General features: G+C 71.8%; 22 protein-coding genes. 11 read left to right on the top strand and 11 right to left on the bottom strand.

All coding sequences use genetic code 11. The annotated features are described in order from the left end of the window. Positions 1-91: 91 nt before the first annotated feature. Positions 92-1,609 (top strand): M1 family metallopeptidase, encoded by a 1,518-nt coding sequence (locus ACOZ38_RS14520; RefSeq protein ID WP_424531121.1) that lies wholly within the window; start codon positions 92-94, stop codon positions 1,607-1,609. A 109-nt stretch (positions 1,610-1,718) separates the two neighbouring features. Here the strand turns inward: ACOZ38_RS14520 and ACOZ38_RS14515 are convergent, their stop codons facing one another. Together ACOZ38_RS14515 and ACOZ38_RS14510 are read right to left on the bottom strand one after the other, a co-directional pair. Further along, the gene (locus ACOZ38_RS14515) at positions 1,719-2,624 is read right to left on the bottom strand and encodes a helix-turn-helix domain-containing protein (RefSeq protein WP_424531120.1); all 906 of its coding nucleotides are present in this window, start codon (positions 2,622-2,624) and stop codon (positions 1,719-1,721) included. 140 nt (positions 2,625-2,764) lie between these two features. After that, entirely contained in the window at positions 2,765-3,001 is a 237-nt protein-coding gene (locus ACOZ38_RS14510) for a DUF397 domain-containing protein (protein ID WP_424531118.1), read from the bottom strand. Positions 3,002-3,268: 267 nt separating this feature from the next. On the opposite strand from ACOZ38_RS14510, the gene ACOZ38_RS14505 reads away from it, so the two are divergent. The 4 genes from ACOZ38_RS14505 to ACOZ38_RS14490 all read left to right on the top strand — a co-directional run bounded on the left by ACOZ38_RS14505 (position 3,269) and on the right by ACOZ38_RS14490 (position 7,288). Then, positions 3,269-3,829 carry an ATP-binding protein gene (locus ACOZ38_RS14505; RefSeq protein WP_424531116.1) on the top strand — a complete coding sequence of 187 codons (561 nt, stop codon included), beginning with the start codon at positions 3,269-3,271 and terminating at the stop codon, positions 3,827-3,829. A gap of 96 nt (positions 3,830-3,925) precedes the next feature. Continuing rightward, positions 3,926-4,750, top strand: a complete 825-nt coding sequence (locus ACOZ38_RS14500; protein ID WP_424531114.1) for an SAM-dependent methyltransferase — start codon at positions 3,926-3,928, stop codon at positions 4,748-4,750. A 144-nt stretch (positions 4,751-4,894) separates the two neighbouring features. Further along, the gene (locus ACOZ38_RS14495) at positions 4,895-6,166 is read left to right on the top strand and encodes a multidrug effflux MFS transporter (RefSeq protein ID WP_424531112.1); all 1,272 of its coding nucleotides are present in this window, start codon (positions 4,895-4,897) and stop codon (positions 6,164-6,166) included. 276 nt (positions 6,167-6,442) lie between these two features. Continuing rightward, complete coding sequence (locus ACOZ38_RS14490) at positions 6,443-7,288, top strand: sirohydrochlorin chelatase (RefSeq protein WP_424531110.1); 846 nt, start codon at positions 6,443-6,445, stop codon at positions 7,286-7,288. 17 nt (positions 7,289-7,305) lie between these two features. Here ACOZ38_RS14490 and ACOZ38_RS14485 read toward each other — a convergent pair whose 3' ends face one another. After that, positions 7,306-8,772, bottom strand: a complete 1,467-nt coding sequence (locus tag ACOZ38_RS14485) for a glutamate--cysteine ligase (RefSeq protein WP_424531109.1) — start codon at positions 8,770-8,772, stop codon at positions 7,306-7,308. A gap of 67 nt (positions 8,773-8,839) precedes the next feature. Next, positions 8,840-12,316 carry an indolepyruvate ferredoxin oxidoreductase family protein gene (locus ACOZ38_RS14480; RefSeq protein ID WP_424531107.1) on the bottom strand — a complete coding sequence of 1,159 codons (3,477 nt, stop codon included), beginning with the start codon at positions 12,314-12,316 and terminating at the stop codon, positions 8,840-8,842. 267 nt (positions 12,317-12,583) lie between these two features. Here ACOZ38_RS14480 and ACOZ38_RS14475 point away from each other — a divergent pair, with 267 nt between their 5' ends. Next, positions 12,584-13,705 carry a hypothetical protein gene (locus tag ACOZ38_RS14475; RefSeq protein WP_424531105.1) on the top strand — a complete coding sequence of 374 codons (1,122 nt, stop codon included), beginning with the start codon at positions 12,584-12,586 and terminating at the stop codon, positions 13,703-13,705. A gap of 49 nt (positions 13,706-13,754) precedes the next feature. Continuing rightward, the gene (gene araD, locus ACOZ38_RS14470; protein ID WP_424531103.1) at positions 13,755-15,479 is read left to right on the top strand and encodes an L-arabinonate dehydratase; all 1,725 of its coding nucleotides are present in this window, start codon (positions 13,755-13,757) and stop codon (positions 15,477-15,479) included. A gap of 123 nt (positions 15,480-15,602) precedes the next feature. Here the strand turns inward: araD and ACOZ38_RS14465 are convergent, their stop codons facing one another. Further along, positions 15,603-16,283 carry a VC0807 family protein gene (locus ACOZ38_RS14465; RefSeq protein ID WP_424531101.1) on the bottom strand — a complete coding sequence of 227 codons (681 nt, stop codon included), beginning with the start codon at positions 16,281-16,283 and terminating at the stop codon, positions 15,603-15,605. 254 nt (positions 16,284-16,537) lie between these two features. On the opposite strand from ACOZ38_RS14465, the gene ACOZ38_RS14460 reads away from it, so the two are divergent. After that, positions 16,538-17,134, top strand: coding sequence for a TetR/AcrR family transcriptional regulator (locus tag ACOZ38_RS14460; RefSeq protein WP_405147109.1), 597 nt, complete (start codon positions 16,538-16,540; stop codon positions 17,132-17,134). A gap of 93 nt (positions 17,135-17,227) precedes the next feature. Further along, a complete protein-coding gene (locus ACOZ38_RS14455) occupies positions 17,228-17,908 on the top strand; it encodes a GntR family transcriptional regulator (RefSeq protein WP_424531099.1) in 681 nt (226 codons plus the stop codon). A gap of 65 nt (positions 17,909-17,973) precedes the next feature. On the opposite strand, the gene ACOZ38_RS14450 is transcribed toward ACOZ38_RS14455, so the two are convergent. From ACOZ38_RS14450 to ACOZ38_RS14440, 3 genes are all read right to left on the bottom strand, one after another. Then, positions 17,974-18,777: a ribonuclease activity regulator RraA gene (locus ACOZ38_RS14450; RefSeq protein ID WP_424531097.1), complete on the bottom strand. Its 804-nt coding sequence runs from the start codon at positions 18,775-18,777 to the stop codon at positions 17,974-17,976. Further along, a complete protein-coding gene (locus ACOZ38_RS14445; protein ID WP_424531096.1) occupies positions 18,774-19,679 on the bottom strand; it encodes a dihydrodipicolinate synthase family protein in 906 nt (301 codons plus the stop codon). Before ACOZ38_RS14445 ends, ACOZ38_RS14450 begins: the two co-directional genes overlap by 4 nt. A gap of 68 nt (positions 19,680-19,747) precedes the next feature. Further along, the gene (locus ACOZ38_RS14440) at positions 19,748-20,677 is read right to left on the bottom strand and encodes a zinc-binding dehydrogenase (RefSeq protein WP_424531095.1); all 930 of its coding nucleotides are present in this window, start codon (positions 20,675-20,677) and stop codon (positions 19,748-19,750) included. Between the two features lie 98 nt (positions 20,678-20,775). On the opposite strand from ACOZ38_RS14440, the gene ACOZ38_RS14435 reads away from it, so the two are divergent. Then, complete coding sequence (locus tag ACOZ38_RS14435) at positions 20,776-21,462, top strand: TetR/AcrR family transcriptional regulator (RefSeq protein WP_424531093.1); 687 nt, start codon at positions 20,776-20,778, stop codon at positions 21,460-21,462. 106 nt (positions 21,463-21,568) lie between these two features. Beyond that, positions 21,569-22,756, top strand: coding sequence for a TIGR03118 family protein (locus ACOZ38_RS14430; RefSeq protein ID WP_424531091.1), 1,188 nt, complete (start codon positions 21,569-21,571; stop codon positions 22,754-22,756). Between the two features lie 214 nt (positions 22,757-22,970). Here ACOZ38_RS14430 and ACOZ38_RS14425 read toward each other — a convergent pair whose 3' ends face one another. From ACOZ38_RS14425 to ACOZ38_RS14415, 3 genes are all read right to left on the bottom strand, one after another. Then, positions 22,971-24,269 (bottom strand): PHB depolymerase family esterase, encoded by a 1,299-nt coding sequence (locus tag ACOZ38_RS14425; protein ID WP_424531089.1) that lies wholly within the window; start codon positions 24,267-24,269, stop codon positions 22,971-22,973. 172 nt (positions 24,270-24,441) lie between these two features. Beyond that, entirely contained in the window at positions 24,442-25,239 is a 798-nt protein-coding gene (locus ACOZ38_RS14420) for a hypothetical protein (protein ID WP_424531087.1), read from the bottom strand. 2 nt (positions 25,240-25,241) lie between these two features. After that, on the bottom strand, positions 25,242-26,009 hold the full coding sequence (locus tag ACOZ38_RS14415; RefSeq protein ID WP_424531085.1) for a hypothetical protein: 768 nt from the start codon (positions 26,007-26,009) through the stop codon (positions 25,242-25,244). Positions 26,010-26,033 lie beyond the last annotated feature (24 nt).

The following is a 26,033-nucleotide window of genomic DNA, read 5'->3' as shown; positions in this document are numbered from 1 at the left end:
CAGCCCGTGATGCACACCTGATACACGGCCGAGTGCCGGCGGCTACGCGGCTTCGACGGTGTGGATACCCGGGTCTCACAGGATGGCGGTCATGTTCCCTTCTCGAACGCCCGGTGCGCTGGCCGCACTGTCGATGACCATGATTCTGGCGGCGGCGACCGGATGCGGCTCGACCGCGGCGGCCGCGCCGTCCGGGGCCGCCAAGCCCGGTGCGCAGACCGCCAAGGACCCGCTCTTCGCCTACCTGGGTAACGGCGGCTATGACGTCGGCTCGTACGACGTGCGCTACGACTACCGGAGCGGCACCACGAAGATGGACGGTTCGGTGAAGATCACGGCCACCGCGACACAGGCCTTGTCCGCTTTCAGCCTGGACGCGGGGATGGAAAAGATCACGAAGGTCGCCGTGGCAGGGCATCCGGCCGACTTCCGCGTTGCCGGTGAGAAGCTGCTGATCACACCGGAGCAGATCCTGCCCAAGGGACGGCCGTTCCAGGTGGACGTCTCCTTCCGGGTGGACCGCGGCGCCAACCCGCAGTCCCCCGCCTTTCCCAAGGACGAAGAGCCGCACCGCACGGCCTGGGTCGAAAAGAAGGACGGTTTCGCGGTCATGGGCCAGCCGGACCGAGCCCACCTGTACTTCCCCAGCAACGACCACCCCAGCGACAAGGCGAAGCTCACCTTCCGCATCACCACCCCCAAGGGTCTCCAGGCGGTCGCGAACGGCACGCTCCGCTCAGTCAAGGAGAAGGCGGGCCGCGTCACCTACACGTTCTCCACTCGCGACCCCATCCCGACCCACGTCGTACAGGCGGCCGTCGGCCGGTTCACGCTGATCAAGGACAAGGGGCCCCGAGATCTGCCGCTGCGCAGTTACGTCGCCACCGACCAGGCCACGAAGACACGCAAGCTCGTCAGCGGCATACCCGACCAGATGGCCTGGCTGGAGAAGCGGCTCGGCCCCTATCCTTTCGAGACCTACGGCGTGCTCGGAGTGCCCGAAGACTACAACGGTGTCGCACTCGAGGCCGCGACCATCTCCACCTACGCCGTCGAAAGCCTCACCGGCACCGACCTGAAAGGCCGCGTGACCAAGGAGGACATGCAGAACGACGCGATCACCATGATGCACGAGCTGGCCCATCAGTACTTCGGTGACGCCGTCTCGGTGCGCGACTGGAACCAGATGTGGATCAGCGAGGGCCACGCCGAGTTCTACCAGCTTCTTTATGCCGTGGAGATGGGCTATCGCGACCTCGACGACCCCGATCGCGGTCTGCGTGCCCGCTACGTGTTCGACGGTGACAAGCGGGTCGAGTCGGGCCCCCCGGGGAAGATGATGCACGCGCGGGACGTGCTGGTCGGCACGAACACGGCAGGCTTGCTGATGCTGTTCGGCTTGCGGGAGATCGTTGGCGAGGACACCTTCCGAAAGATCGAGAAGACCTTCTTCAACGAGTTCCGCGGCCGCTCGGCCTCCACCCAGGACTACATCAACGTCGCGAACCGGGTGAGCGGCAAGGATCTGACCGGATACATCAACAGCTGGATCTATGACGCCGAGACCCCGCCGATGCCGGGCCACCCGGACTGGAAGCCCAAGCGGTGAAGTGCGCGAACAGCCGGCCGTACGGTACGGCGTGGCGATCCGGCCTTTGAATCTTCGCCGGCCCGGCCCGGAGGCGACGGCGGCCCGTCGCCTCCGGCCCCCGGTCCGATCAGAGCTCGTCGAGGATGCGGGTGAGGGCGCGCTTGGTGTCGGACACCGGGACGGCGTCGATGCACAGGCGCTCCATGACGGCCTGGTAGCGGTCGAGGTCGTCGCGCTTGTCGAGGTAGATCGCGCTGGTGAGCTGCTCCAGGTAGACCACGTCGGGCAGGTCGCGCTCGGAGAACCGCAGGATGCTGAACGGCCCGCCGGCGGCGGCGTGGCCGCCCGCGCTGAACGGCATGACCTGCACGGTGACGTTGGGGGACGCGATGACGTCCATGAGGTGCCTGATCTGGCCGCGCATGACCTCGGCACCGCCGAGGGGGCGCCGCAGCACCGCCTCGTCGATCACGGCCCACAGGTGCGGCGCGTTGGGCCTGCCGAGCAGCTTCTGCCGGGCCATCCGCAGGTCGACCCGCCGCTGGATCTCCTCCTCGGTCCCGTCCGGGTGGCCGAGCAGGACGACCGCGCGGGCGTACTCCTCGGTCTGGAGCAGGCCGGGGATGAACTGGACCTCGTAGCTCCGGATGCGGGTGGCGGCCTCTTCCAGGCCGACGTACGCCTCGAACCAGTTCGGCAGGACATCGTCGTAGTTGTGCCACCAGCCGGGGCGGTTGGCCTGCGCGACCAGGGACAGCATGCCCTCGCGGTCGCTCTCCTCGGTGACCCCGTAGAGCGTCAGCAGGTCGGCGACGTCGCGCGCGCGGAAGCTGACCCGGCCGAGCTCCATCCGGCTGATCTTGGAGTGCGAGGCCCGGATGGAGTGCCCGGCGGCTTCTAGGGTGATGCCGCGGTTCTCACGGAGGCGGCGCAGCTGGGATCCGAGCAGGATGCGCAGGACCGTCGAGCTGCCTCGCTCCCGAGCCATCATGTTGAGCGGGGTCTCGTCCCCTTCGGCTCGGGCAGTGATCATGTCCATTCCTTAGAACAGCGGTGTCGTCTCACTTCTCGCGGTCACAGAGAAGTTCACGATACCCTCGGCGCTCTAATCCGGATATACCCCAACATCACCCTTAGGCTACGATTTTGAACCCTCCGTAGCTGAGATTTGGGTCAAAAGGCCAGGTCATCGAAGTCGCCGTTCTTGGCGCCCAGGATGAACGCGGCCATTTCCGCCCGGCTGTAAATAAGTGCCGGGCCCCCTGGATGCCGTGAGTTCCGGACGGCGACTCCGCCGTCCGGCAGCGGGGCCACCTCGACGCAGTTGCCGCTCGGGTTGCTGTAGGCGCTCTTGCGCCAGCGCGCCCCCTCGATCGCGGACGCGGCCATGCCGTTGGAGATCTCGTCCATCTCGCCTCTTCACATATCCCCGAAAACCCGACGAACCCTGACATCCGTCATCTCAGGCCTTTCACCGGAACGAGGACACCCAGATGGGTGCTTCCACCCTCAAGCGACAGCATACCTCTGTGCGTTTGCACGTGCATCGGTACTTGCACCTGCACACCAAAAGGGAGCAATATGTCCAACTAGCTACAACTCCATGCTGAGATCGACCTAACCTCACAGGGCTCGCCTATGACTGGGTACGGGACACAACGGACTAAACCCACGCAGGTGGGAAACGACAGCTGGGAAGACTGGCTCGCCTCGCTCGACCACGTCCTTTCCTCGTCGGGCCCGTGGGCGGTCGGCGGCGAGGAGAACCCCGAACGGCTGCAGCTCGCGCTCTGCGAGCTGAGGCACGACCCCTACGCGGCACGCACCGCACGCAGGTTCACGACCAGCACGCTGCGCGCCTGGGAACTGGACGAGCTCCTGGACGACGCCGAGCTCGTCATCGGCGAGCTGGTGATCAACGCGCTGAGGCACGGGCTGAGCAGCCGCGCCGCCGTGTACTCAGGACGACCCGTACGGATCATCCTCGCCCTCACCGAGCGGTCCCTGATCTGCGTGGTCACCGATCCGAGCGACGAGTTCCCCACGCCACGCGACCTCGACTTCGTCTCCGAGGGCGGGCGCGGGCTGCAGGTCGTCGCGGGCATCAGCCACCAGTGGGGATGGGCCCCGCTGGGCTCCCCCGGCAAGGCCGTGTGGGCCGGTTTCACCCTCCCCGGGAGTCAGACCCACCCCGTGCGGCACCTGGAGGTCGTTACCAGCCCTCCCCTGCTGGAATAGCACCCCCTGCCGCCTACGTCACCCGCTTTTCGGAAAAGACGGATATCGCCCCCCGAACCGGCGCTAACATCGGCATTCGGCAGAACAGGGGGGATCATGACGGCGTTCTCGAAGCTCGAACGACTCGGCTTCGATCCGTCCATCCCCAACGAAGCCCGCATGTACGACTACTTCGTGGGCGGCAAGGACAACTTCGCCGCCGACCGGGAGGCCGCGCGGCGGGCGCTCGAGCTCGCGCCCGAGCTCCCCATCATGTGCCGCGAGGGCCGGCGGTTCCTCGACCGGGCCGTGCGCTACCTCGCCGGCGCCGGCATCCGGCAGTTCGTCGACATCGGCTGCGGCCTGCCGACGCAGGGCAGCGTCCACGAGGTCGCCCAGGCGGCGGCCCCCGGCTCGCGCGTGGCCTACGTCGACAACGACCCGGTGGTCGTCGTCCACTCCCAGGCCCTGCTGGAGGACGACGAGCGCACGGCGGTCGTCGAGGCCGACATGCGCGACCCTGATCAGGTCCTCGGCCATCCCCGGCTGAAGAGCCTGATCGATCTGGACGAGCCGGTCGCGATCCTGCTGCTCTTCACGCTGGTCGTCGTCCCCGAGGACGAGCTGGTGGCCCGCATCGTCGGGCGGTTCCGCGACGCCGTCGTCCCCGGCAGCCACATCGTCATCGCCCACAGCGTCTCCGACCCCCGGCCCGAGACCACCGCGAAGCTCGCCGCCCTCTACCAGGACGACGGGGTGGTCTCCGGCCCGCGTCGCGAACAACTCCGCACCAAGGCAGAGGTCGAGCGGCTCTTCGAGGGCCTCTCGCTGGTCGAGCCGGGTGTCGTCTACATCCCGGCATGGCGGCCCGACCCCGGAGACCAGCCCGGCGACCCCGAGGCGGTCTGGTCCGTCGGCGGCATCGGGCGCAAAGCCCCCTGAGACGGGCCCGTCATGCCCGGCCGGTGTCTCCCCAGGTCAGAGGCGTAGCCTTGCGAAAGATGGCCTCGACGTAGCCCCGGACACCGCGAAGACTCCGAGCCGGCGAGCCGGTGGCGCCGGTCCTATCGCCTCGATGGAGTCCTCATGTCCGCTACCGCCCCCCCCGGCACACCAAGAGCGACCGGCCCCGCGCCCGCGCTGGTCGCCGTGCTCGGCCTGCTGTCGGCGTTCCAGCCGTTCGCCCTGTACATGTACCTGCCCGGCTTCCCTCCCATCGCGCGCGACCTGCGCACCTCCGCGGTGGGCGTGCAGCTGACCATCAGCGCGTTCCTGCTCGGGCTGGCGCTGGGCCAGTTCTCGATCGGGCTGCTGTCCGACCACTTCGGCCGGCGCGGGCCCCTGCTGGTCTGCCTGGCCCTGTGCACGGCGGCCGGGGCCGTGTGCGCCCTGGCCCCCACCATCGGGGTGCTGATCGCCGCGCGGTTCGTCCAGGGGCTCTCGGGGTCGGCCGCCATCGTGATCGGCCGCGCCGTCATCTCGGACACCGCCCGGGGCAGGGACGCCGCGCGGGTCTTCGGCGTCCTCATGGCGGTCCTGGGCGTCGCGCCCGTCGTCGCCCCGCTCGCCGGGGGCATTCTGGCCGGCACGACGGGCTGGCGCGGGGTGTTCGCGGCGCTGGCCCTGCTGTCGCTGCTGATGTTCCTCACCGCCCTGGTCGCCGTCCCCGAGACGGTGCCCGCGCACCGGCGCCGCGCCGCGGACGTCGACGCGACGGCCCGGGTGGTCCGCGGCCTGCTGCTCGACGGGCCCTTCCTCGGGTACGCCCTGGCGTTCACGCTCGCGTTCGGGGCCCTGATGGCGTACGTCGCCGCGTCGCCCTTCGTCCTTGAGAACCTCCTTGGCCTGACGACGGCCACCTTCTCGCTCGCGTTCGCCCTCAACGCGCTGGGCCTGATGCTCGCCAGCACCGTCAACGCCAGGCTGGTGTACCGCTTCTCCCCGCACCGACTGCTGCAGACCGGGCTGGCCATCCTGTTCGTGGCCGCCGCCGCGCTGTGCGTGCTGGCCGTGACCGGCCTGCTGTCGGACGTGACGGGCCTTCCGCTGCTGCTCGTCGCCGTCTCCTCGCTCGGGCTGGTGCTGGGCAACGCCGGCGCCCTCGCGATCGGGCGCGCTCCCCACGCCGCCGTGACCGCCTCGGCCCTGCTGGCGACCGCGCAGTTCGCGTTCGGCGCGCTGGTGGCCGCGCTGGCCGGGCTGCGCGGCGACCGCAGCGCCGTTCCCATGGCCCTGGCGATGGACGTCTGCGCGGTGCTGGCCCTGCTGGTGCTGGCGCTCACCCGCAACGCGCTGGAACTGACGCCGGGCGAGCAGGCGGACGCCGAACGCGTGAGGTCCTGCGACCAACGCCGCTGACGCCCGAACCGGGATGAGCGGCCTCGCCGGGGCCGGGGGCGAAAAAAACTTTACGGACGCCGCACGGCATCGGTGTCAGCGGTACGGCACACCACTGACACGCAGGGCAGACCCGCCACCCCCATCATGATCTCGAATGATTACGGACCGTTGGTACCGTGCGGACGATCGAGCCCCAATATGTCAGCGATCTTCCGGGAGAAAGATCGGTCTCCGTCCGCGCGTCGCGGCGAATCAGACTTAACTTTTGCCCCATACCCCGTAAAATCCGCCGATGTGAACGATGGTCATCACGCTCCACAGGAGCTTCCGGTCCGCGAACGCTCGTTCCGGACCAGCTCCGGCCGGCACCGGCGGCCGGTGCCCGCGCAGTTGCCTCCGGACGCGCCCGCGCTCGTGCTGGCCGCGCCGGGCACCGCCGGCGACGTCCCCGCGGCCATCAAGACCATTGTCGGCGTCGAGCATCCCCAGCTCGACGTGCGCCTGATCCACCTCGGCGACAGCAAGACCAGCCTCGCCGAGACGCTCACCGAGTGCGCCATCGACCGGCCGAAGGAGTCGCCGGCGGCCATCGTGGTGCCCCTCGTGACCGGGCCGCACCAGCAGGTCTACCGGGCCATCCGGGAGGCCGTGGCCGACAGCGACGTCCTGACGACCATCGCCGACCCGCTCGGCCCCCACCCGCTGCTCGCCGAGGCCCTGCACGTCAAGCTCTCCGAGAACGGCCTCGCCCGCGCCGACCGCATGCGCCTGTTCAACATCGCCGCCCCGGTCGACGGGATCATCGTCGCCACGGTCGGCGGCCAGGAGGCCGTGCGCGCCGCGGACGCGACGGTCGTCCTGCTGGCCGCGCGGCTCACGCTCCCCGTGGTGGCGGCCTCGCTGGACGCCTCCCCCGGCGTCGGGGACGCCGCCCAGCGGCTGCGCAACATCGGCGCCTCACGCCTGGCCCTGGCCCCGTTCCTCATCGGCCCCGAGATCGACCTCCAGAAGATCACCGCGGCGGCCGAGTCGGTGGGCGCGGGGTGCTCGGAGCCTCTCGGCGCCCACAGCGCCGTGGCCCAGCTCGTCGCGCTCAGCTACGGCAGCTCCCTCACCGGCGACGACCCCGAGCAGCAGTAGAGCGACCGGCCCCTCCTTCAGAAGCGGAGCGGGCCGGGCCAGGTGTGCACCGGCTGGTCGGTGAAGGCCAGGTCGCGGTAGCGCGCCAGCATGGCCGCCCGGGCGCCCGGCTCCTCCCCCAGCGCCGCCAGCGCCTCGCGCTGCCAGACCGCGCCGGTACGGCGCAGCAGCACCCGCTCGCGGATGATCGAGAGCAGCCTGGACGCCTCCGGCCCGTCCACCCCGGCCGCCACCAGGCCCTCCTCCGCCACCGGCAGCAGTTCGAGGATCAGCTCCGCGGCCGGGGCGGGCTCCGCACGTCCCGGCCAGGCCAGCGTGGCGTCCAGCCCGTTGCGGGCGGCGCGGTAGAAGTTGCGGTAGGCGTCGGCGAAGGGGAACCCCTCGGTCCACTCGGGACCGGCCGCCGTCGCCGCCACCAGGCCCAGCAGGAACGCCGCGTTGGCCGCCATGTCGACGCAGGTGGGCCCGGCCGGCAGGGCGCGCAGCTCGACCCGCAGGTGCCCGCCGCCCGCCGGGTCGTACACGGGGCGGTTCCACTGCCACACCGTGCCCTGGTGGAGCCGCAGCTCCGCGAGCCGGGGCACCCCGCCGGCACGTACGGCCGCGATCGGGTCCTCGTCGTCCATCACGGGCATGACCGGCTCGTACTCGCGGACGCTCAGCTCGAACAGCTCCTCCGCCCCATGCTCCACCCAGCCGGAGCCGAAGCACACGCGGCCGTCCACCCGCCACGGGCGCTCCATGTCGCGGTCGTCGGCCGAGGCCTCGAACAGCGCGATGCGGGTCTCCTCCCACAGGTCGCGGCCGAGGAAGGACGGGGAGTTGCCGCTGACCGCGAGCACCGGCCCGATGGCGAGCTGGGCGGCGTTGTACACGCGCGCGAAGTCGGCCGGGGGCGTGCGCAGGTGGACCTGCCAGGAGGTGTTGGCGCTCTCCAGGATGACGTCCTCGACCTCCAGCTCCAGGCGCTCGACACCGTGGATCTGGACCCGGAACGGCTCGGCGCGCACCCGCCGCATCCCCCGGCTGAGCGCCCGGTAGCGGGTCTCGTCGCTCAGGGCGTCGCGGGTGAAGTCGAACACGGTGAGCGTGGGCAGGATGCCGATGGGCACCACCCTGCCGCCCTGCGAGCGGGCCGCCTTGTCGAGCACGAGCATCATCTCGCGCGCCTCGGCCGCGAGGGCCGTGAAGGGCCGTCCGGCCAGCGGCAGGGGGGTGAGGTTGACCTCCAGGTTGAAGCTGCCCAGCTCCAGGACCACCCGGTCGTCCCCCGCCGCGGCGCGCACCTCCTTGTTGCGGCGCAGCGGGCGGCCGTCCGCGTCGATCAGGAAGAGTTCCAGCTCGGCGCCGATGGTCGCGGGCCCGGCGCCGAACCCGGGCCTGCCGAGCAGCTCGCGCAGCGACAGGAGGGAGTCCTTCAGGCGCTCCCCGAAACGCCCGTACTCCGCCTCGGAGAACCGCTCCTTGGCCACTTGCTGTCCCATTCGCATCCCCCACACGTGCTGGTGCCGGTCTCCCCCTCCCTCTCCCGGTGAACCCGTTTCATGCCTCCTACCTCGACTCGCGTGGCCCCCGGAGCTCGGCGAGCCGCTCGTGGTAGCGCTCGACGCCCGCGAGCTTCACCTGCTCGTATCCCCGGACCAGGTCGGGCAGGCCGGCCAGCTCGACCGCGAGGCCGTGCGTCTCGGCGGTGAGCCCGGCGGCGCACTCCTCCACCAGGGCGGCGTACTCCTCGATCAGCCCTCTCTCGACTTTACGGACATGCGCGCGGCCGAAGGGATCCAAGGGGGTGCCCCGGAGGCGGCGCATGGCGTACAGCAGGCGGAAGACCGGGCGGAACCACGGCCCCAGGGAGATCTTGCGGCGCATGCCCATCGCCCGCAGCAGCGGCGGGTGCAGGCGCCAGCGCACCTTCACCCCGGCGCCGAACCGCTCTCCGACGCCGGCCAGGACCGCCGGATCCAGGCAGAGCCGCGCGACCTCGTACTCGTCCTTGTAGGCCATCAGCTTGTGCAGGTGGCGCGCCACGGCCTCGGCCAGCGCGGTGTCCCCGGTCACCGCAGCCTCCGCCTCCCGCACCCGCCCGACGAGCTGGGCGTACCGCTCCGCGTAACGGGCGTCCTGGTAGGCGATCAGCTCGGGCACCCGCACGGTGACGAGCCGTTCGAGCTCGCTTCCCGGCTCGGCCTTGACCAGGTCGATCAGCGCCTCCGCCTCGCTGCCGGGCAGCACCGGCGCGGCGACGCCCTCGGCGGGCGGAGCGGCCGGCAGGCCGGCGTCTCTGGGGCTGTGGACGACGTGCCTGCCGAGCCGGAAGGCCCGCACGTTGGCCGCCACGGCCACGCCGTTGAGCTCGATCGCCCGCTCCAGCGAGGCGGCGGATACGGGCAGCGCCCCGGCCTGGTAGGCGGCGCCGAGGAGGACCAGGTTGACGTACTGATCGTCGCCGAGCACCCGGCTCGCGAGCTCGTGCGCGTCCATCACCACGGCGGCCTCGCCCCGGGACGCCGACACCACGCGGGACACCACTCCCCCGGCCTCGGGGAACGCCAGGCCAGGATCGGCGACCATGCGGCCGGTCGGGACCTCGGCCGTGGAGAGCACCGCCACCGTCCGCCGGGGCGACGCCGCCGCGAGGTTGGCGGCGTCGGCCGCGACGAGCAGGTCGGCGCCGAGGTACAGGTCGCAGGCGCCGTCAGCGATCTTGTTGGACTCCTCGGCGGGCTCGGTGGTGATCTTCACGTCGGAGACGACCGCGCCGCCCTTCTGCGCCAGGCCCGTCTGGTCCAGGCTCCTGACGTGCTTGCCGTCCAGCGTCGCGGCGACCGCGATGATCTGGGCGAGCGTGACCACGCCCGTGCCGCCGACCCCGGTGATCCGCATGGCGAACCGGTCGGCCGGCACCCGCGGCTCGGGCTCGGGCGCCTCCTCCGGCGCCTCCCATGGTCGCGCGCCGCGCGAGCCGGCGCTCCCGCCGCGGGTCGCGGCGTCCGCCGCCGGGGTGACGGTGAGGAAGGACGGGCAGTCGCCGTCCAGGCAGGAGTAGTCGACGTTGCAGCTCGCCTGGTGGATGCGGGTCTTGCGGCCGAACTCGGTGTCCACCGGCTGCACCGACAGGCAGTTGGACTTGGACCCGCAGTCGCCGCAGCCCTCGCAGACCCGCTCGTTGACGACCACCCGCGTCGCGGGCGCCACCGCCTGCCCGCGCCGCCGCTTGCGGCGCTTCTCGGCCGCGCACTCCTGGTCGTGCACGAGCACGGTGACGCCGTCGACCCCCGCGAGCGTCTCCTGCGCCCGTACCAGCAGGTCGCGGTGCCAGACCTCGGCGCCGGGCGCGAGCCGCACGCCCCGGTAGCGCGCAGGGTCCTCGGCGGTGATGATGATCTTCCGTACGCCCTCGGCGGCGAGCAGGCGGGTGATCTCGGGCACGGCCATGCCGCCGACGGCGCGCTGGCCACCGGTCATGGCGACCGCCGAGTTGTAGAGCAGCTTGAAGGTGATGCGGCTGCCCGCCGCCACCGCCGCCCGCACGGCGAGGCTGCCGGAGTGCAGGAAGGTGCCGTCGCCGATGTTCTGCACGATGTGGTCGCGGTCGAGGAAGGGCTCCATACCGATCCACTGGGCGCCCTCGCCGCCCATCTGGGTGATCCCGCTGACCTCCCCGGCCTGGGACTCGTCCATGAAGACGACCATGGTGTGACAGCCGATGCCGGCGCCCACCAGCGTGCCCTCGGGCACCTTGGTGGAGCGGTTGTGCGGGCACCCCGAGCAGAAGTACGGCGTGCGGGGCATGACGGGCAGGAGCTGGATGGACTCCCTGCGGGCACGCGGCGGCGGTTCGACGCCGAGGCGCCGGGCCAGCCTGCGGGCGATCAGGTCGGGCCCGAGCTCGCCGCCCACGGGGAACAGCGCGCGGCCGTCCTCGTCCGACTTGCCGAGGACGGCGGGACGGTCGGGCGCCGCGTACAGCGTCTCCTTGATCTGCTGCTCGACGAACGCGCGCTTCTCCTCGACCACCACGATCTCGCGGAGCCCCGCGGCGAACTCCCTGACCGTGCGGCCGTCGAGGGGCCAGGGCATGCCGAGCCGCAGCAGGCGGATGCCCCGGCGCGCCAGCTCGTCGTCCCCAAGGCCGAGGATCGCGAGCGCCTGCCGCAGGTCGAGGTAGGTCTTCCCCGCGGCCACCAGCCCGATCGTGTCGCCCGGCCGGCCGGCCGTGACGCGGTTGAGGCCGTTGTCGTGGCCGTACGCGCGGGCGACCTCCAGCCGGGCGTGGTGCACCGAGCGCTCCAGCTCCAGCGGCACGGGGTTCAGCATGCGCGCGGTCGGCACGTGGCGGTACGGCCGGCCGTCGAGCTCCACGTCCGGCAGCACCGGCATCGGCCGCGCGGAGGGAAGGTCCACGGTCGCCGCCCCGTCGGCCACGTTCGTCACGATCTTCATCGCGGCCCACAGGCCGCTGTGCCGGGACAGGGCGAACCCGTGCAGGCCGAGGTCGAGGATGTCGGCGGGATCCGCCGGGTAAAGGACCGGCAGCAGCAGGTCGGCCAGCGCCGCCTCGGAGGCGGAGGCCACGGTCGAGGACTTCGACACCGGGTCGTCCCCGACGAGCGCGAGCACCCCGCCGTGGCGGTGGGTGCCCGCCAGGTTGGCGTGCCTGATGGCGTCGGTCGCCCGGTCGAGGCCGGGGGCCTTGCCGTACCAGATGCCGAAGACCCCGTCGTGGCGGAACCCCGAGAGGGTCGCGGCGAGCTGGGTGCCCGCGACCGAGGTGGCGGCCAGCTCCTCGTTGAGGCCCGGCCGGTGGACGACGTCGTGCTCGTCCAGCAGCGCGCGGTTGCGCCCGAGCTCCAGGTCGTAGCCGCCCAGCGGGGAGCCCTGGTAGCCGGACACGAACCCGGCCGTGCGCAGCCCCGCCTCCCGGTCGCGGCGGCGCTGGTCGAGCGGGAGCCTCACCAGTGCCTGGATGCCGGTCAGGTGGACACGGCCTTCCTGACGGCCGTACCGGTCCTCGAGCCGGAAATCCACGTGCGCCTCCTCGAATCGGCTACACCTACCATCCTCCTGATCGGCCCGGAGGCGAATCGGATGATCGACAGAAACGTACGCGCTTCTTGGAGCCGAGAACCCTTGACAGGCCAGACGGGCGGCGACCGGGATCGCCCCCCGGCGCACATACGGACCGGATGCCTTCCGAACGCGATCACTCGCAGCCATTGACTCCGTCCGGCCGAATCGATATGCCTGGACAACGCCATTTGTTGGGTGAGGGCCCCTCGTGGGGAGGCGGTGGCAATGCGCGTGCTCGTGCACGCCTACCCGTGGGACGTGATCGGCGATCCGCTGTTCACCGGACGGGTCCAGGCGCTCGGCTGCGACGGGGTGAACCTCGCCGCCGGCTACCACACGGTCAGGGCCGCGACTCCCTGGCATCCTGAGCGTGCCTATCTCGACGCGAGGCACTCCGCGCTGTACCGGCCCGTCCGCGAGGAGGCCTGGGCGGGCAGGCGCCTCGTGCCCGGCGCGCCCGGCTGGATGGACGATCCCGACTCCTTCGGCACGGCCACGCGCGTCCTCACCGACGCCGGGGTGCCGGTGACGGCCTGGATCGTGCTCACGCACAACTCCCTCCTCGGCGAGGCGCGTCCCGACCTCAGCGTGGTCAACTGCTTCGGGCAGCCCTATCCCTGGGCGCTGTGCCCCTCGCACGCCGAGGTGCGCGACTACGCCGCCACGCTGGCCGCCGAGGCCGTACGCGACCTGCCGCTCGCCGGGGTGCTCCTGGAGGCCTGCGGGCAGCTCGGGGCCGACCACGGCGGCCACCACGAAAAGACGGAGGGCGCCTACGACGCGCGGGCCCGGCGCATGCTGTCGGTCTGCTGCTGCTCGGCCTGCCAGGCGAGCTGGGCCGCGCGCGGCGTCGACACCGCGCGGACGGTGCGCGACCTGCGCGCCGCCGTGCGCTCCCACGAGCACGACCTCGACCCGGGCATGGCGGCCACGCTCCTCGCCGTGCGCCACGAGGCGGCGGACGAGCTGCGCCACCAGGTCGTCGAGTCGCTTCCCGGGCTCCGGGTCAGCCTGCACGCCAGCCCCGACCCCTGGGCCACCGGCGCCAACCCCGGGCTCACCCCGCACGCGGGCAAGGAGGTCGACACCGTCGTGGTGCAGTGCTGGCCCACCGGGCCGGAGTCCCCCGACAGGGTGCGGCTCGCGCACCGGCTGCTCCCCGAGGAGGTCGCGGTCGGCGCCTACGTGACCGTGCTCCCCCCGGTACGGCCCGAGGAGACCACCGCGCACGTCCGGCGGCTGGTCGAGGCCGGGGCACAGGAGATCCACCTCTACCACGCCGGCCTCGCGGGGCCGTCGCGCCACGGCCTCCTGGCCGACGCCACCCGCGCCGCCGCCGCCCACTGATACCAGGGTCACCCCCGATATCGTGATATATCAGGATATGAGGTGACCAATGCAGCGTCTGACCCCTGAGCAGTTGAGAAGTCACCGGTGGTACGGCACCGAGAGCCTGCGGTCCTTCAGCCACCGTGCCCGCACGCGCCAGCTCGGCCTGTCCGCCGAGGAGCACCTGGGCCGGCCCGTCATCGGCATCCTGAACACCTGGAGCGAGCTCAACCCCTGCCACATCCACCTGCGCGAGCGGGCGCAGGACGTCAAGCGCGGGGTGTGGCAGGCGGGCGGCTACCCGGTGGAACTGCCCGTGATGTCGCTGTCGGAGACCTTCCAGAAGCCGACGACCATGCTCTACCGCAACCTGCTCGCCATGGAGACCGAGGAGGTCCTGCGGTCCTACCCCGTGGACGCCGCGGTGCTCATGGGCGGGTGCGACAAGACCACCCCGGCCCTGCTCATGGGCGCCATCAGCATGGACCTCCCCGCGATCTTCGTGCCGGCGGGGCCGATGATCCCCGGCAACTGGCGCGGCGAGGTCCTCGGCAGCGGCAGCGACATGTGGCGCTACTGGGCCGACAAGCAGGCGGGCCTCGTCGACGACGCCGAGATGAGCGGGGTCGAGGAGGGCATCGCCCGCTCCCCCGGCCACTGCATGACGATGGGCACCGCCTCCACCATGACCTCGGTCGCCGAGGTGCTCGGCATGACGCTGCCCGGCGCCGCCTCCATCCCCGCGGTGGCCTCCGCCCACAACCGGATGGCCGCCGCCACCGGCAGGCGCGTCGTCGAGATGGCGTGGGAGGACCTGCGCCCGTCCGCGATCCTCAACGCCCAGGCGTACGCGGACGCCGTCACCGCCGTGCTGGCCCTCGGCGGGTCGACCAACGCCGTCATCCACCTCGTCGCCATGGCCCGCCGCAGCGGCGTCGAGCTCACGCTCGACCACTTCGACGCGGCCTCCCTGCGCGTTCCCGTGCTCGCCGACCTGCGGCCGAGCGGCACGTACGTCATGGAGGACTTCTACCTGGCGGGCGGCCTGCCCGGCCTGCTGAGCCGGATCGCGGACCTGCTCCACCTCGACCGGCCGACCGTGACCGGGCGCAGCCTCGGCGAGACGCTGGAGGGGGCCGAGGTGTTCGACGACAAGGTCATCCGGACGCGCGGCAACCCGCTGTCCGCCGAGGGCGGCCTCGCCGTCCTGCGCGGCAACCTCGCCCCGGACGGCGCGGTCATCAAGCACGTCGCCGCCGACCCTCGGCTGCTCGAGCACACCGGGCCGGCGGTGGTGTTCGACGGGCACCGCGACCTGATGCGGCGCATCAATGACGAGAGCCTGCCGATCACGGCCGACTCGGTGCTCGTGCTGCGGGGCGCGGGACCGCGCGGCGGCCCAGGGATGCCCGAGCACGGCATGCTCCCCATCCCCGACAGGCTGCTCAAGACGGGGGTGCGCGACATGCTGCGCATCTCCGACGCCCGCATGAGCGGCACCAGCTACGGCGCCTGCGTGCTGCACGTCGCCCCGGAGTCCCACGTCGGCGGGCCGCTCGCCCTCGTACGGGACGGGGACCCGATCACCCTGGACGTCGAGGCCCGGCGCCTGTCCCTCGACGTCCCCGAGGAGGAGCTGGCACGGCGCCGCGCGGCCTGGCAGGCCCCGCGCACGGCGTTCAGGCGCGGGTACGGCACGCTCTACGACGCCCACATCCTCCAGGCGGACCAGGGCTGCGACTTCGACTTCCTCACCGGCACCGACGACACCCCCGACCCCGACACGGAGTGACAGACCGCGCGGGCGGCGACCTCATGCGCAGGGCCGCGGCCGTACGAGACGGCTCCACGCGGTGGCGGCCTGGCGCGAGACCCCCTGCGCCGTGTCCTCCCAGGCCCCGTCATCATTCGCGGCTCAGTCGTCGGACAGTGCCGTGGCGGGAACCGCGTCCCGGGAGCAGGCCTCCGAACTGGAGGCCTTCTTCGCCAACTCTTCGCCGCGCTTGCCGTACCAGGCGCTCCATGCTCCTAGCAGGCCGATGGTCGCCACCAGGAGGATCGACGAAAGCCCGGCCATGACATCGGTCGGCAACCAGTAGACCAGGGGGAGGCGGACGGCCGACTCGACCAGAAGCGCGATTCCCCAGACGAGGGTCATCACCAAGTAGGTCCGGCGGAACATCGGCGCCGCCGCGTACAGGACGTCCCAGCGCCGCGCGGTGTCCGCGTCTTCGGCACCGAAGCGCTTCGCCACGGCGAAGGCCGCGGGACGGCGGGCGACGCAGGAACCCAGGAAGATCAGGCCCGCGACCGCGGTGGTGACGGACTTGATGGCCAGGAGGAACTTCGCGTCTCCCGTCAGCAAGGAGAGGATCATTCCCACGCCGAAGACGACGCCCATGAAGGCGGCGAATCCATCGAAGCGACGCTGCCGGACGGCGACGTAGGCGACCCGCAGGAATCCGACGCTCGCCGCCGTCAGCATGGCGGCGTACTCGCTCACGCTCAGCGCGCGGCACACATAGTAGGTGCCGATCACCGGCACCACGTCCCACAGCATGACCGAAACGATCTGGTTGTTACCTGAACGGCTCACATCTCACTCCTGAAGGTCTCAGCTGTCGTAGTCACCCTCGGTGATCCGCTGTGCGGTGGTGATCACCTCACCGAAGTCCGCGCCGCCGTAGGCGATGTGGCCGAGCGAGCGCAGCGTCTCGTACCAGAACGTGGCGTCCTTCTCAGAGATCAGCGCACCTACGCCCGTCTCCTTAATACGAAATTATTCGCTTCAAGGGGAAGTTAGCGCGGCGACGCACTTAAAGCAAGACTATTCGCGTTAAGATGTCGGCCATGGCGACACAGGAACCCGTACGCCGGCCCGGGGGGCGCAACGCCCGCGTCCGCACGGCCGTATGCGAGGCCGTCCTCGACCTGCTCCACGAGGCGGACTGGGACGATCTGAGCATCGCGCAGGTGGCGGAGCGATCCGGCGTCCACCAGGCCACGATCTACCGGCGCTGGGGCACGCTGGGCGCGTTGGTCGACGACGTGGTGACCGAGCAGCTCACGCGCTCGTCCCCGGTTCCCGACACCGGGACGCTCCGTGGGGACCTGGAGGCCTATGCGGTCCAGGTGGCCGAGGACGTGGCCGGCCCCCTCGGTCCCGTCTTCCTCCGTGCCGCCCTGGTGGGCGCGCGCCCGGAGGGAGAGCCCTCCAAGCATGTCTATCTTCTGGAGCGAGGCACACAGCTCCAGACGATGCTCGACCGCGCCAGGGATCGCGGGGAGAACCCCCCCACGTTGCTGGAGCTGCTGGAGGTCATCCTCGCGCCGCTGTACTTCCACGCGATGTTCTTCGAACGGCCGACCAACGCCCACCACGCCCGGACACTGGTGGACAGGCTGCTCGCCCTCAGCGGATCAAGAGCTGACACCTTTACAATGTAGATCACATGGTTGGATCCCCACGCTCTCTCGCCCGCGGGCGGAGATGGGTGACCGTCGCGGGTAAAGGTGCGCGACGATATACCGGTGTACAACATGTCAGAGGATTCGGTCCTGCGGCCGGTCGCGAGGTCGACCACGCGCACCGATCTCGTCGCCGACTCGATCCGGACGGCCATCCTGTCCGGCCGGATCAAACCCGGCGAGACGCTGGTGGAGCGCCGGCTCGCCGAACAGCTCGGCGTGTCCAAGACCCCGGTGCGGGAGGCCCTCATCGGGCTCGCCGCCACCGGGCTCGTCGTGATCAGCCCGAACCGCGGGGTCAGCGTACGGGTGCTGGGCGCCGCCGACCTGCGCAAGGCCCAGGAGCTCCGCCTGCTCCTCGAACCCTGGGCGGTGGCGCACTCCACGCGGCCGTCCCGCCCGGCGACCGTGCGTGACGCGCGGGAGGCGCTGGAGGAGGCACGCGAGCTGCTGTCGGGAGACGACCCGACCTCCCTCAGCCTGGCCAACCGCCGCTTCCACCGCGCGCTCTACTCCGGCTGCGGCAACGAGCTGGTCACCGCGCAGCTGGACAACCTCCAGGACCTCACCGCCGTCGGCACGGTCACCGTGCTGTGGCGCCACTGGCCGACCTGGCGGGAGGAGTTCGCCGAGCACGAGAACATCCTCGCCGCCGTGACCTCGGGCGACGCCCCCCTGGCCGAACGCCTGACCAGGGCGCACATCGAACGCTCGGTCGCCCACCTGTCCCGCGACCCGGGCGAGCGGAGCTAGCGGCCAGCCCGCCACCCCACCCCAAAGCCCGGGCGGACGTGGCAGGCGGGTGCCGGTGCCCGGGGTCAGCGCGCGGCGTCCCCGCCGGAGAGGGTGGAGCGGTAGCGGCGGAGGGTCTCCTCGTCGGGAGGGTAGGTGCCGCGCAGCGGAGCCCCGGCTTCCACCCGCGCCTGGATGAAGTCCTCCAGCCGTTCCTGCTCCAGGGCGTCGCGCGCCACCTCGGCCGCCAGGTGGCGGGGGACGCAGACCACGCCCTCGGCGTCCGCCACGATGACGTCGCCGGGGTAGACGGGCACCTCGGCGCAGCCGATGGGCACCTGCAGGTCGACGGCGTGGTGGCGCGCGAGGTTGGTGGTCGCGCAGACCCCGGCGGCGAAGGCCGGCAGCTCCAGGCCGGCGAAGAACGGCGAGTCGCGTACTGCCCCGTCGGTGACCAGCCCGGCCGCGCCGCGCCGCAGCAGGCGGGTCGCGAGGATGCCGCCGATCGACGCCGCCCGGGTCTGGCCCCGGCAGTCCATGACGAGCACCTGCCCCGGGCCGACCGACTCGACCGCGAGCCGCTGCGGGTGGTCGTAGTCCTTGAACACCGACAGCACGTCAAGGTCCTCGCGGGCGGGGATGTGGCGCAGTGTGAACGCCTCCCCCACCATCCGGGTGTGCGCCGGGTTGAGCGGGCGCAGCCCCGCCAGGAAGGTGTTGCGCAGCCCGCGGGCGAACAGCTGCGTGGTCACGGTCGCCGTCGACACCTTCCGCAGCGCGGCGAACACCTCCGCCCCGACCTCCCCGGGCGTCTCGGCGTGCCCGGACGTGACCTGTCCTGATTCCCGAGGCGTCTCGGCCCGGCGGTCTCGCGCGGTGGGCTCGGTCATGCCGCACCGACCGGGAGCCGCAGGGAGCGCAGGACGGCCGTGACCTCGTCGCGCTCGGAGTCCGGGAGCGGCGAGATGGGTGGTCGTACGTCCCTGCCGCACAGGCCGAGCTGGGCCAGCGCCTCCTTGAGCACCGACACGTTGTTGGCGTTGCCGTGCCGGGCCCGCAGGTCCTCGATGGGCTTGAGCAGACGCCAGAGCTCCATCGCCCCGCCGAGGTCGCCCGCCTGGAGGCGTCCGAGCAGGTCGAGCGACAGCTCGGGGACGATGACGGCCAGGCCGGAGGTGAACCCGCGCGCCCCGCCCGGCCAGTAGAACGGCGCCCAGCTCTCGGCCAGCCCGCACACCCACGCCACCTCGGGCACCTCGGCCGCCAGCTCGGCGAACCGCACCGGGTCGGGCACCGCGTACTTCACCCCGACCACGTTGGGGCACGCGCTCACAAGGTCCCGCAACGCCCTGGCGGTGACCAGCGGGGAGCGGACGTAGCAGACGACCCCGAGCCCGGGCACCGCCTCGGCGACGGCCCGGTGGTAGCCGGCCCACCCCTCCTGCGACTGGTAGGGATGCACGGGCTGGTGCACCATGACGCCGTGCGCCCCGAGGCGCGCCGCCTCGGTGGCGAGCCGGACGGCCGTCGCCGTGTCGTGCCCGACGCCCGCGATGACCGCCGCCCCGCCCGCCGACTCCACGGTCAGCGCCACCACGCGGTCCAGCTCGGCCAGGGACAGCGAGTAGAACTCGCCGGTGTTGCCGTTGGGCGTGACCGCGCCGACGCCCGCCGCGACCATGCGGGCCACCAGCGCTGAGTACGCCGGCCCGTCGACCTGCCCGAGCCCGTCGAACGGCGTCACCGGCACGGTCACCACCGACGCGAGCGCCTGCCTGACGTCATCCACCATCGAGATCTCCCCTTCGTGGGCGGCTGCCGAACCTTGGTATATCAGTACACCATCGGCACCCGATCGGCTCAGGCGATGTCGAGCACCGCCTTGCCGTGCAGCCTGCGGCCGAGGAGGGCGTCCACCGCCTCCGCGGCCCTGTCCCAGCCACCCCGCCAGGAGATGCCCGGGTCCAGGCGGCCGGAGGCGACCTCCCCGGCCAGCCAGGTCAGGTCGGGGGCCAGCCCCGTGCAGGCGAGGAGGAAGAAGGTGACGATCGAGCGGTCATGGCGCCCCTGGTCGCCGAACAGTGTCCCGAACGGGAAGTGCTCGCCCTCGCTCGTCGCGTGCCCGACGGACACCAGCGTGCCGCCCTCGGCCAGCCTGTCGAAGGCCTCCACGAGCCGGCGCCCCCCGACCAGTTCCACGACGCCGCCCACCGGGGCATCCACCTCGGACGGCCCGGCCACCACCTCGTGCGCGCCGAGCGCCCGAAGACCGTCCCCGTGCGCGCCCGGGTCGCCGGTGGACGCCACCACGTGCGCGCCGCCGAGCCGGGCGAGTTGCACGGCGTACCTTCCGACCCCGCCGGTGGCGCCGGTGACCAGCACCCGCCTGCCGACGAGCGGGCCGATCCTGTGCAGGGCGCGCAGCGCGCTGGCGCCCGCCACGGGGACGGTGCCGGCCGGGCCGAGGTCGGCGCCGTGCGGCACCGTGCCGATCCACTCGGTGCCGACGGCCCGGAGCTCCGCCCACGCGCCGTCGATGGCGAGCGTGACCACCGGGGTGCCCTCGGGCGGGCCGGAGCCGTCGGCGGCGGCCCGCTCCACGACGCCCGCCGCGTCCCAGCCGAGCACGGCGCCCTCCGGCGCGTTCTCCAGGCCGTACTTCACCTCGCCGTAGTTGAGGGAGGTCGCCGTCACCCGGATCAGCGCCTGGCCGGGGGCGGGTTCGGGGTCGGGGACCTCCCCGAACCGCAGGCCGCCGGGCACGGAACGATCGACGAGCAGAGCGCGCATGGGTCGGACACCTTTCACGAGTGACGCTGACGCCCACAGAATGCCACTGAGTGGCATAAACCTACAAGTGGCATTCGCGCTCCGCTAGACTGTCCGCGATGACCACCTCGCCCCTGCCCCTCACGCCACCCGCCGGCACGGCCGTGCGGCTGCCACTGCGCGAACGCAAGAAGCTGCGCACGCGCCAGGCCCTGATCGACACCGCCCTGGAGCTCTTCACCGAGCGGGGCTTCGACGGCACGACGCTCGACGACCTGTGCGAGGCGGTCGAGGTCTCCAAGCGCACCTTCTTCCGCAATTTCAGCAGCAAGGAAGACGTGGCGATGGCGCCCACCCAGGATCTGTGGACGGCCTTCCTGGACGACCTCGAGTCCCGGGAGCCGCGCGGCCGTCCCCTGCTCGACCTGCTACAGGAGGCTCTGCTCGCCGCCCTCGACGGGATGACGGCCGAGGGCTGGGCGCGCCGCGTCCGGCTCAGCCGACGGCTCGCGGAGCGGACACCCTCGATGGACGCCCACGGCCTGCACTTCTGCGACCGCACCACCCGCGCCGCGCTCACGACCCTGCACCGCCGGCTCGACCTCGCGGGCCCGGGCGACCCGCGTCCACGGCTGGCGCTCGACATGCTGGTCGCCGCGTTCCACTGCGCCCTCGCGTCCTGGATGTCCCTGCCGGGCGACCCCGGTCGCGCCGATCTGGCCGCCCGCATGCGCGACGCGTTCGCCGCGCTCCCCGGCGCCCTCACGCTGACCGCCACCCCGCGACGGCCGGGCCCTGTCGGCTAACCCCCGGCGACCTCGCTCCGGAAAGAGTTTGAAAGTCGGTTGAACCGGGTCACAGAGGGCCGCGTACCTCCGTCCGTACGCACATGCAGACGACATAGGAGGCCTGATGCGGCCACGCATCGTCACGCTCTGCGCTGCGGCACTCGTCCTGGGCATTTCCACCGGCACGATCCCGGCGCACGCTGAGTCCACGCAGTCCAAGGAGTCCACCAAGACCACCACACACACCGGCACGCGGTTCGCCGAGCTTCCCCTGATCTCGGACGTGGCGGGCAAGGCGGACGTCACCGACCCCAAACTGGTCAACCCCTGGGGTCTCGCCATGGGCAAGACGCTGTGGGTCTCCAACGCGGGCACCGGCTCGGCGACCGTGTACTCGGGCGGGGCGAGCCAGCTCACCAAGGAGAAGACCGAGGTCGCCATCCCCGGCGGCACGCCGACCGGCCAGGTCTTCAACGGCGAGGAGGGCTTCGAGATCTCCAGCAAGGGCGTCTCGGGCCCGGCGACGTTCATCTTCGCCAGCCCGAGCGGCGCCATCACCGGCTGGAACGCCGAGGTCAACCCGGGCAGCGCGATCATCGCGGCGTTCACCCGCAAGGCCGATTACAAGGGCCTGGCGATGATGCGGACCAACCGCGGCTCCTTCCTCCTCGCGGCCGACTTCGCCCACAACCGGATCCACGTCTTCGACGACGACTTCAGCCGCGTACGGCTGTCGAGGTGGGCCTTCGTGGACCGCGGCCTTCCCCGTGGCTACTCCGCGTACAACGTGGAGATCGTCGGGAACGCCGTCTACGTCGCCTACGCCAAGCGGGACCCGGAGACCGGAAAGTCGATCGCGGGCAAGGGACTCGGCTTCATCAGCCGGTTCAACGCCTCCGGCCGGCTGACGGCCCGCGTCGCGGCCCGTGGCGCCCTCAACGCCCCCTGGGCGATGATCACCGCACCGCAGGGCTTCGGCCAGTACGCGGGGGCGCTCCTCGTCGGCAACTTCGGCGACGGCTGGATCAACGCCTACAACCCGAGGAACGGCCGCTACCTCGGCCCGCTCCGCAAGGCCGACGGCAAGGCCATCGCGATCGAGGGCCTGTGGGACCTGGAGCAGGGAACCGCCGCCAGCGGTGGCGAGAACGCCCTGTGGTTCTCCGCCGGAATCCAGAAGGCCCAGCACGGCCTGGTCGGCCTGATCATGCCCGCGGACGCCGCGAGCACCACGGCCACCCCGTCCGCCTCGCCGAGCGCGTCGGCCTCGCCGACCGCCTCACCGACTTCCTCCGCCAACTCTTCGTACTAGCAGAAGGGAGGTGGGCGACCACCGAGCCGCTCCGGCCGGAGGGCTCCTTCCAACCGAGGATTCCCATCATTCCTAGAGATCAGTACGACCCGCCCGAATGAGCGGAAGTCGGCTGCGGGGTGGCGCGCCCCGCAGCCGGCTTTCGGTTGTTCGGACGTCCGCCCTCAGGCGTTGTCCGGCGCCCCTCGGCTTCGGCGTATCTCGGTTCGGCGACTCAGCCGATGGTGCAGCTCACGCCGCCGAGGGTGAAGGACGCCGGCTTGCCGGTGTTACCGGTGTGGGTGGCCTGGAAGCCGAACCCGGTCGAGGCCCCCGGCGCGATGGTCGCGTTGTAGCTGACGTTCCTCGCGGTGACCTGGCCGCTGGAGGGTGAGATGGTGGCGTTCCAGGCGGAGGTGACCACCTGCCCGGCGGGAAGGGTGAACGCCAGCGACCAGTTGCTGATCGGGGTGGATCCGGTGTTGGCGAGGGTGACCTCGGCGGTGAACCCCGTGTTCCAGGCGTTCGTCGTGTAGGTGACGCGGCACGGCCCGGAGCCCGGAGTCGGGGTGGGCGTGGGCGTGGGCGTCGGGGTCGGCGTCGCGGTGGGCCCGCCCGCGAGGCCGAAGAACTGGATGGCGGCCAGGGCCATGCCGCTCGTCGGCAGGCTGTGCCCTACGCCCTGGACGCTGACGGCCTCGACCGGAACATTGGTGCCCGTGCCTCCGTAGCGGGTGCGCGTCCAACTCGGCTGCGGGCGGTCGGTCAGCGTGGCGGTCTGGCTGAGCCCGTGGACGTTGGTCCACTGCTTGATCTCTTCCTGGAAGTTCGGGTAGCGCAGCGTCGTGTCGTCGGTGCCGTGCCACACCTGCATCCGGGGACGGGCGCCGCTGTAACCGGGGTAGGCCCCGCGCACGAGGTCGCCCCACTGCTGCGGGGTCTTGGTCACGGTGCCGTTGGCGCAGGCGCTGTTCCAGCTTGAGCCGTCCGTGGTGGCGAAGCATCCGAACGGCACGCCCATGAAGGCCGAGCCGGCCTTGAAGATGTCGGGATAGTCGCCCAGCAGGACGTTGGTCATCATGCCGCCCGAGGACGCGCCGGTGACGTACACCCGGTCGGGATCGCCGTTGTTGTGCTGCTCGACGTACTTGACCATGGACACGATGCCCACGGGGTCGCTGCCGCCGTCGTGCTTCAGCGCCTGCGGCGAGGAGACGTCGAAGCAACTGCCGCTTCTCGTCGCGGACGGGTAGACGACGATGAAGCCGTACCGGTCGGCGAGGGAGGCGAACTCCGTCCCCGAGAAGAAGGCCGGGCCTGAGCCCGTGCAGTAGTGCACGGCGACCACGATGGCCGGCTTCGCCGCCACCGAGTCCGGCACGTACATGTGCATTCTCAGAGCGCTGGGGTTGGTCCCGAAGCCGGTGACCTCGGTCAGCGACGCGGGCGACGCCGGTGGCGCGGTGGCCAGCCCCGCGACGACCAGCGTCGCTGCGGTGGCCAGCGCGCCCAGCAGCTTGCTTCTCATCCTCATCCGTACTCCTGCTCTCCGGTTCGCGTGGCATGCTCTCGAAACATTCCGGAGTATCTGCCGGAATATTTCGGCAGACAAGACGCCTAGTAGAAGCGCTGGAGGACAGGGGCACGGACCTGCGGGCACGGCCGCGGCGCATAGGAAATCTGTGAAACTTTCGGCGCGGTTCAGGCTACCGGACGGTGCCGAAGGCCAGGCCGGCGGCCAGGGCGATCACCAGGGAGAGCACGACCAGGACCATCACCGAGGACAGCGGACCGCGGCGGCGGGACGGCTGGAGCGCCGCGCGCATCGTGCGGATGCGGGGAGCCGGGCCGACCGCCGACGGCGTGGGGACGTGCTCCGCGGTGGGCCGCGCGGACCGCGGCGTGGCGGGCGGCGTGCGCGGCGGTGGCGCGGCGGGCACGGCCGGGCGGATCGACGGCGGGGGCGCCGGGGCCCGGGACGGCGCCGGGGCGCGGGTCGGGGACGCGGCGGGGGTGGGAGTGGACGGCGACGAGGGGGGCGGCGTCGGGACCGGAGGCGGGGCCGGGGCGGGGGGTGGCGCCGGAGCCGGGGGCGCCGGGGCAGGGGGCGGAGCGGGGGCCGGTGGCGGGTTCGCCGGGGCCTGGCAGATCGGAGGGTATCCCCCGATGCTGATGCCGACCCGCAGGCTCACCACCACGTCGACGTCGAGACAGACGGTGACGTCGGCCCCGGGAAGACTCCCCGCCGGGACCGGCACCGAGGCCGGGGCCATGGCCGAGCGCGGAATCGGGTGCGCGACGGTGCCCGCCGACCCAGGCAGGACGCCGGCCGACGCGGGAACGGGGTGCGCGACCGCGCCCACCGACGCGGAGAGGACGCCGGCCGAGGCGGGGATCGGGTGGGTGATGGTGGTGGCGGAGGCGGGGGCGCTTCCGACGAGGCCGGTCAGCGACAGGCCCGCGACCGGCACCGCCAGCAGCGCCGCCGTACGTGGAGCGGCCACGGTCAGCCGCTCCACGGGATGCGGTCGAACTCCGACAGCGCGGCGCTGAACGCGTCGGGCCCGACCGACAGCCCGCTCGCGAACACATGAGAGATCTGCCAGGTGAGGAAGACGCCGAACCCGAGCAGCGCCGCCATCACCACCAGCGGCGCGAGCGTCTTGCCCCGGGGACGGGCACCGGCCATGAACGGGAACACGATGACGATCAGCCCCGTCAGGATGGTCAGCGGCAGCACGCCCGCCGGAGGCGTGGCACGCGCGTCGGCGGCTCTCTGGCGGCGGGCCGCCGACAGGTCTCTCACCTCGTCGAGGACGTCGGACTTGGCGGCCTTGGCGTCGTCGTCCTTCACGATCAGGCCCGCCGCCTGAGTGCGCAGCGCCTCCAGGCGCGACGCGCCCTCCGCGCTGAGCCGGCCCGAGGCCATGAGCGGCCACTCCTTGTTGAGCACGAACCCGACGTAGTCGCGCACCTGCTGCTGCAGCTGGGCGCCGCCGGGAGCGGGAAGCCGTGCCGCGGACCAGTAGGTCTCCACGGCCGCCTGGCTCTCGGCGTAGGTGTTCTGGCGCGCGGCGTCGGCCGTGGTCCACGGCACCACGATCGCGATGGCGAACACCAGCAGAAACAACGACGAGAGCATCGACCCCGCGTGGCCGGCGGAAGGGCCGTCGGGGACCAGGTCGTCGGTGCCGTTGCCGAGCCTGCGGAAAAGAAAGGCGGCGATGGCCACCACGCCGACCGCCGCGGCCACTGCGAGTACGCAGACCAGCATGACCAACTCCATAGCTTCGTATCA

Source organism: Sphaerisporangium viridialbum (genome assembly GCF_049674955.1).
Classification (GTDB): domain Bacteria; phylum Actinomycetota; class Actinomycetes; order Streptosporangiales; family Streptosporangiaceae; genus Sphaerisporangium; species Sphaerisporangium viridialbum.
The sequence above is the reverse complement of the archived record's forward strand: the minus strand, read 5'-3'. Positions and strand labels throughout refer to the sequence as shown.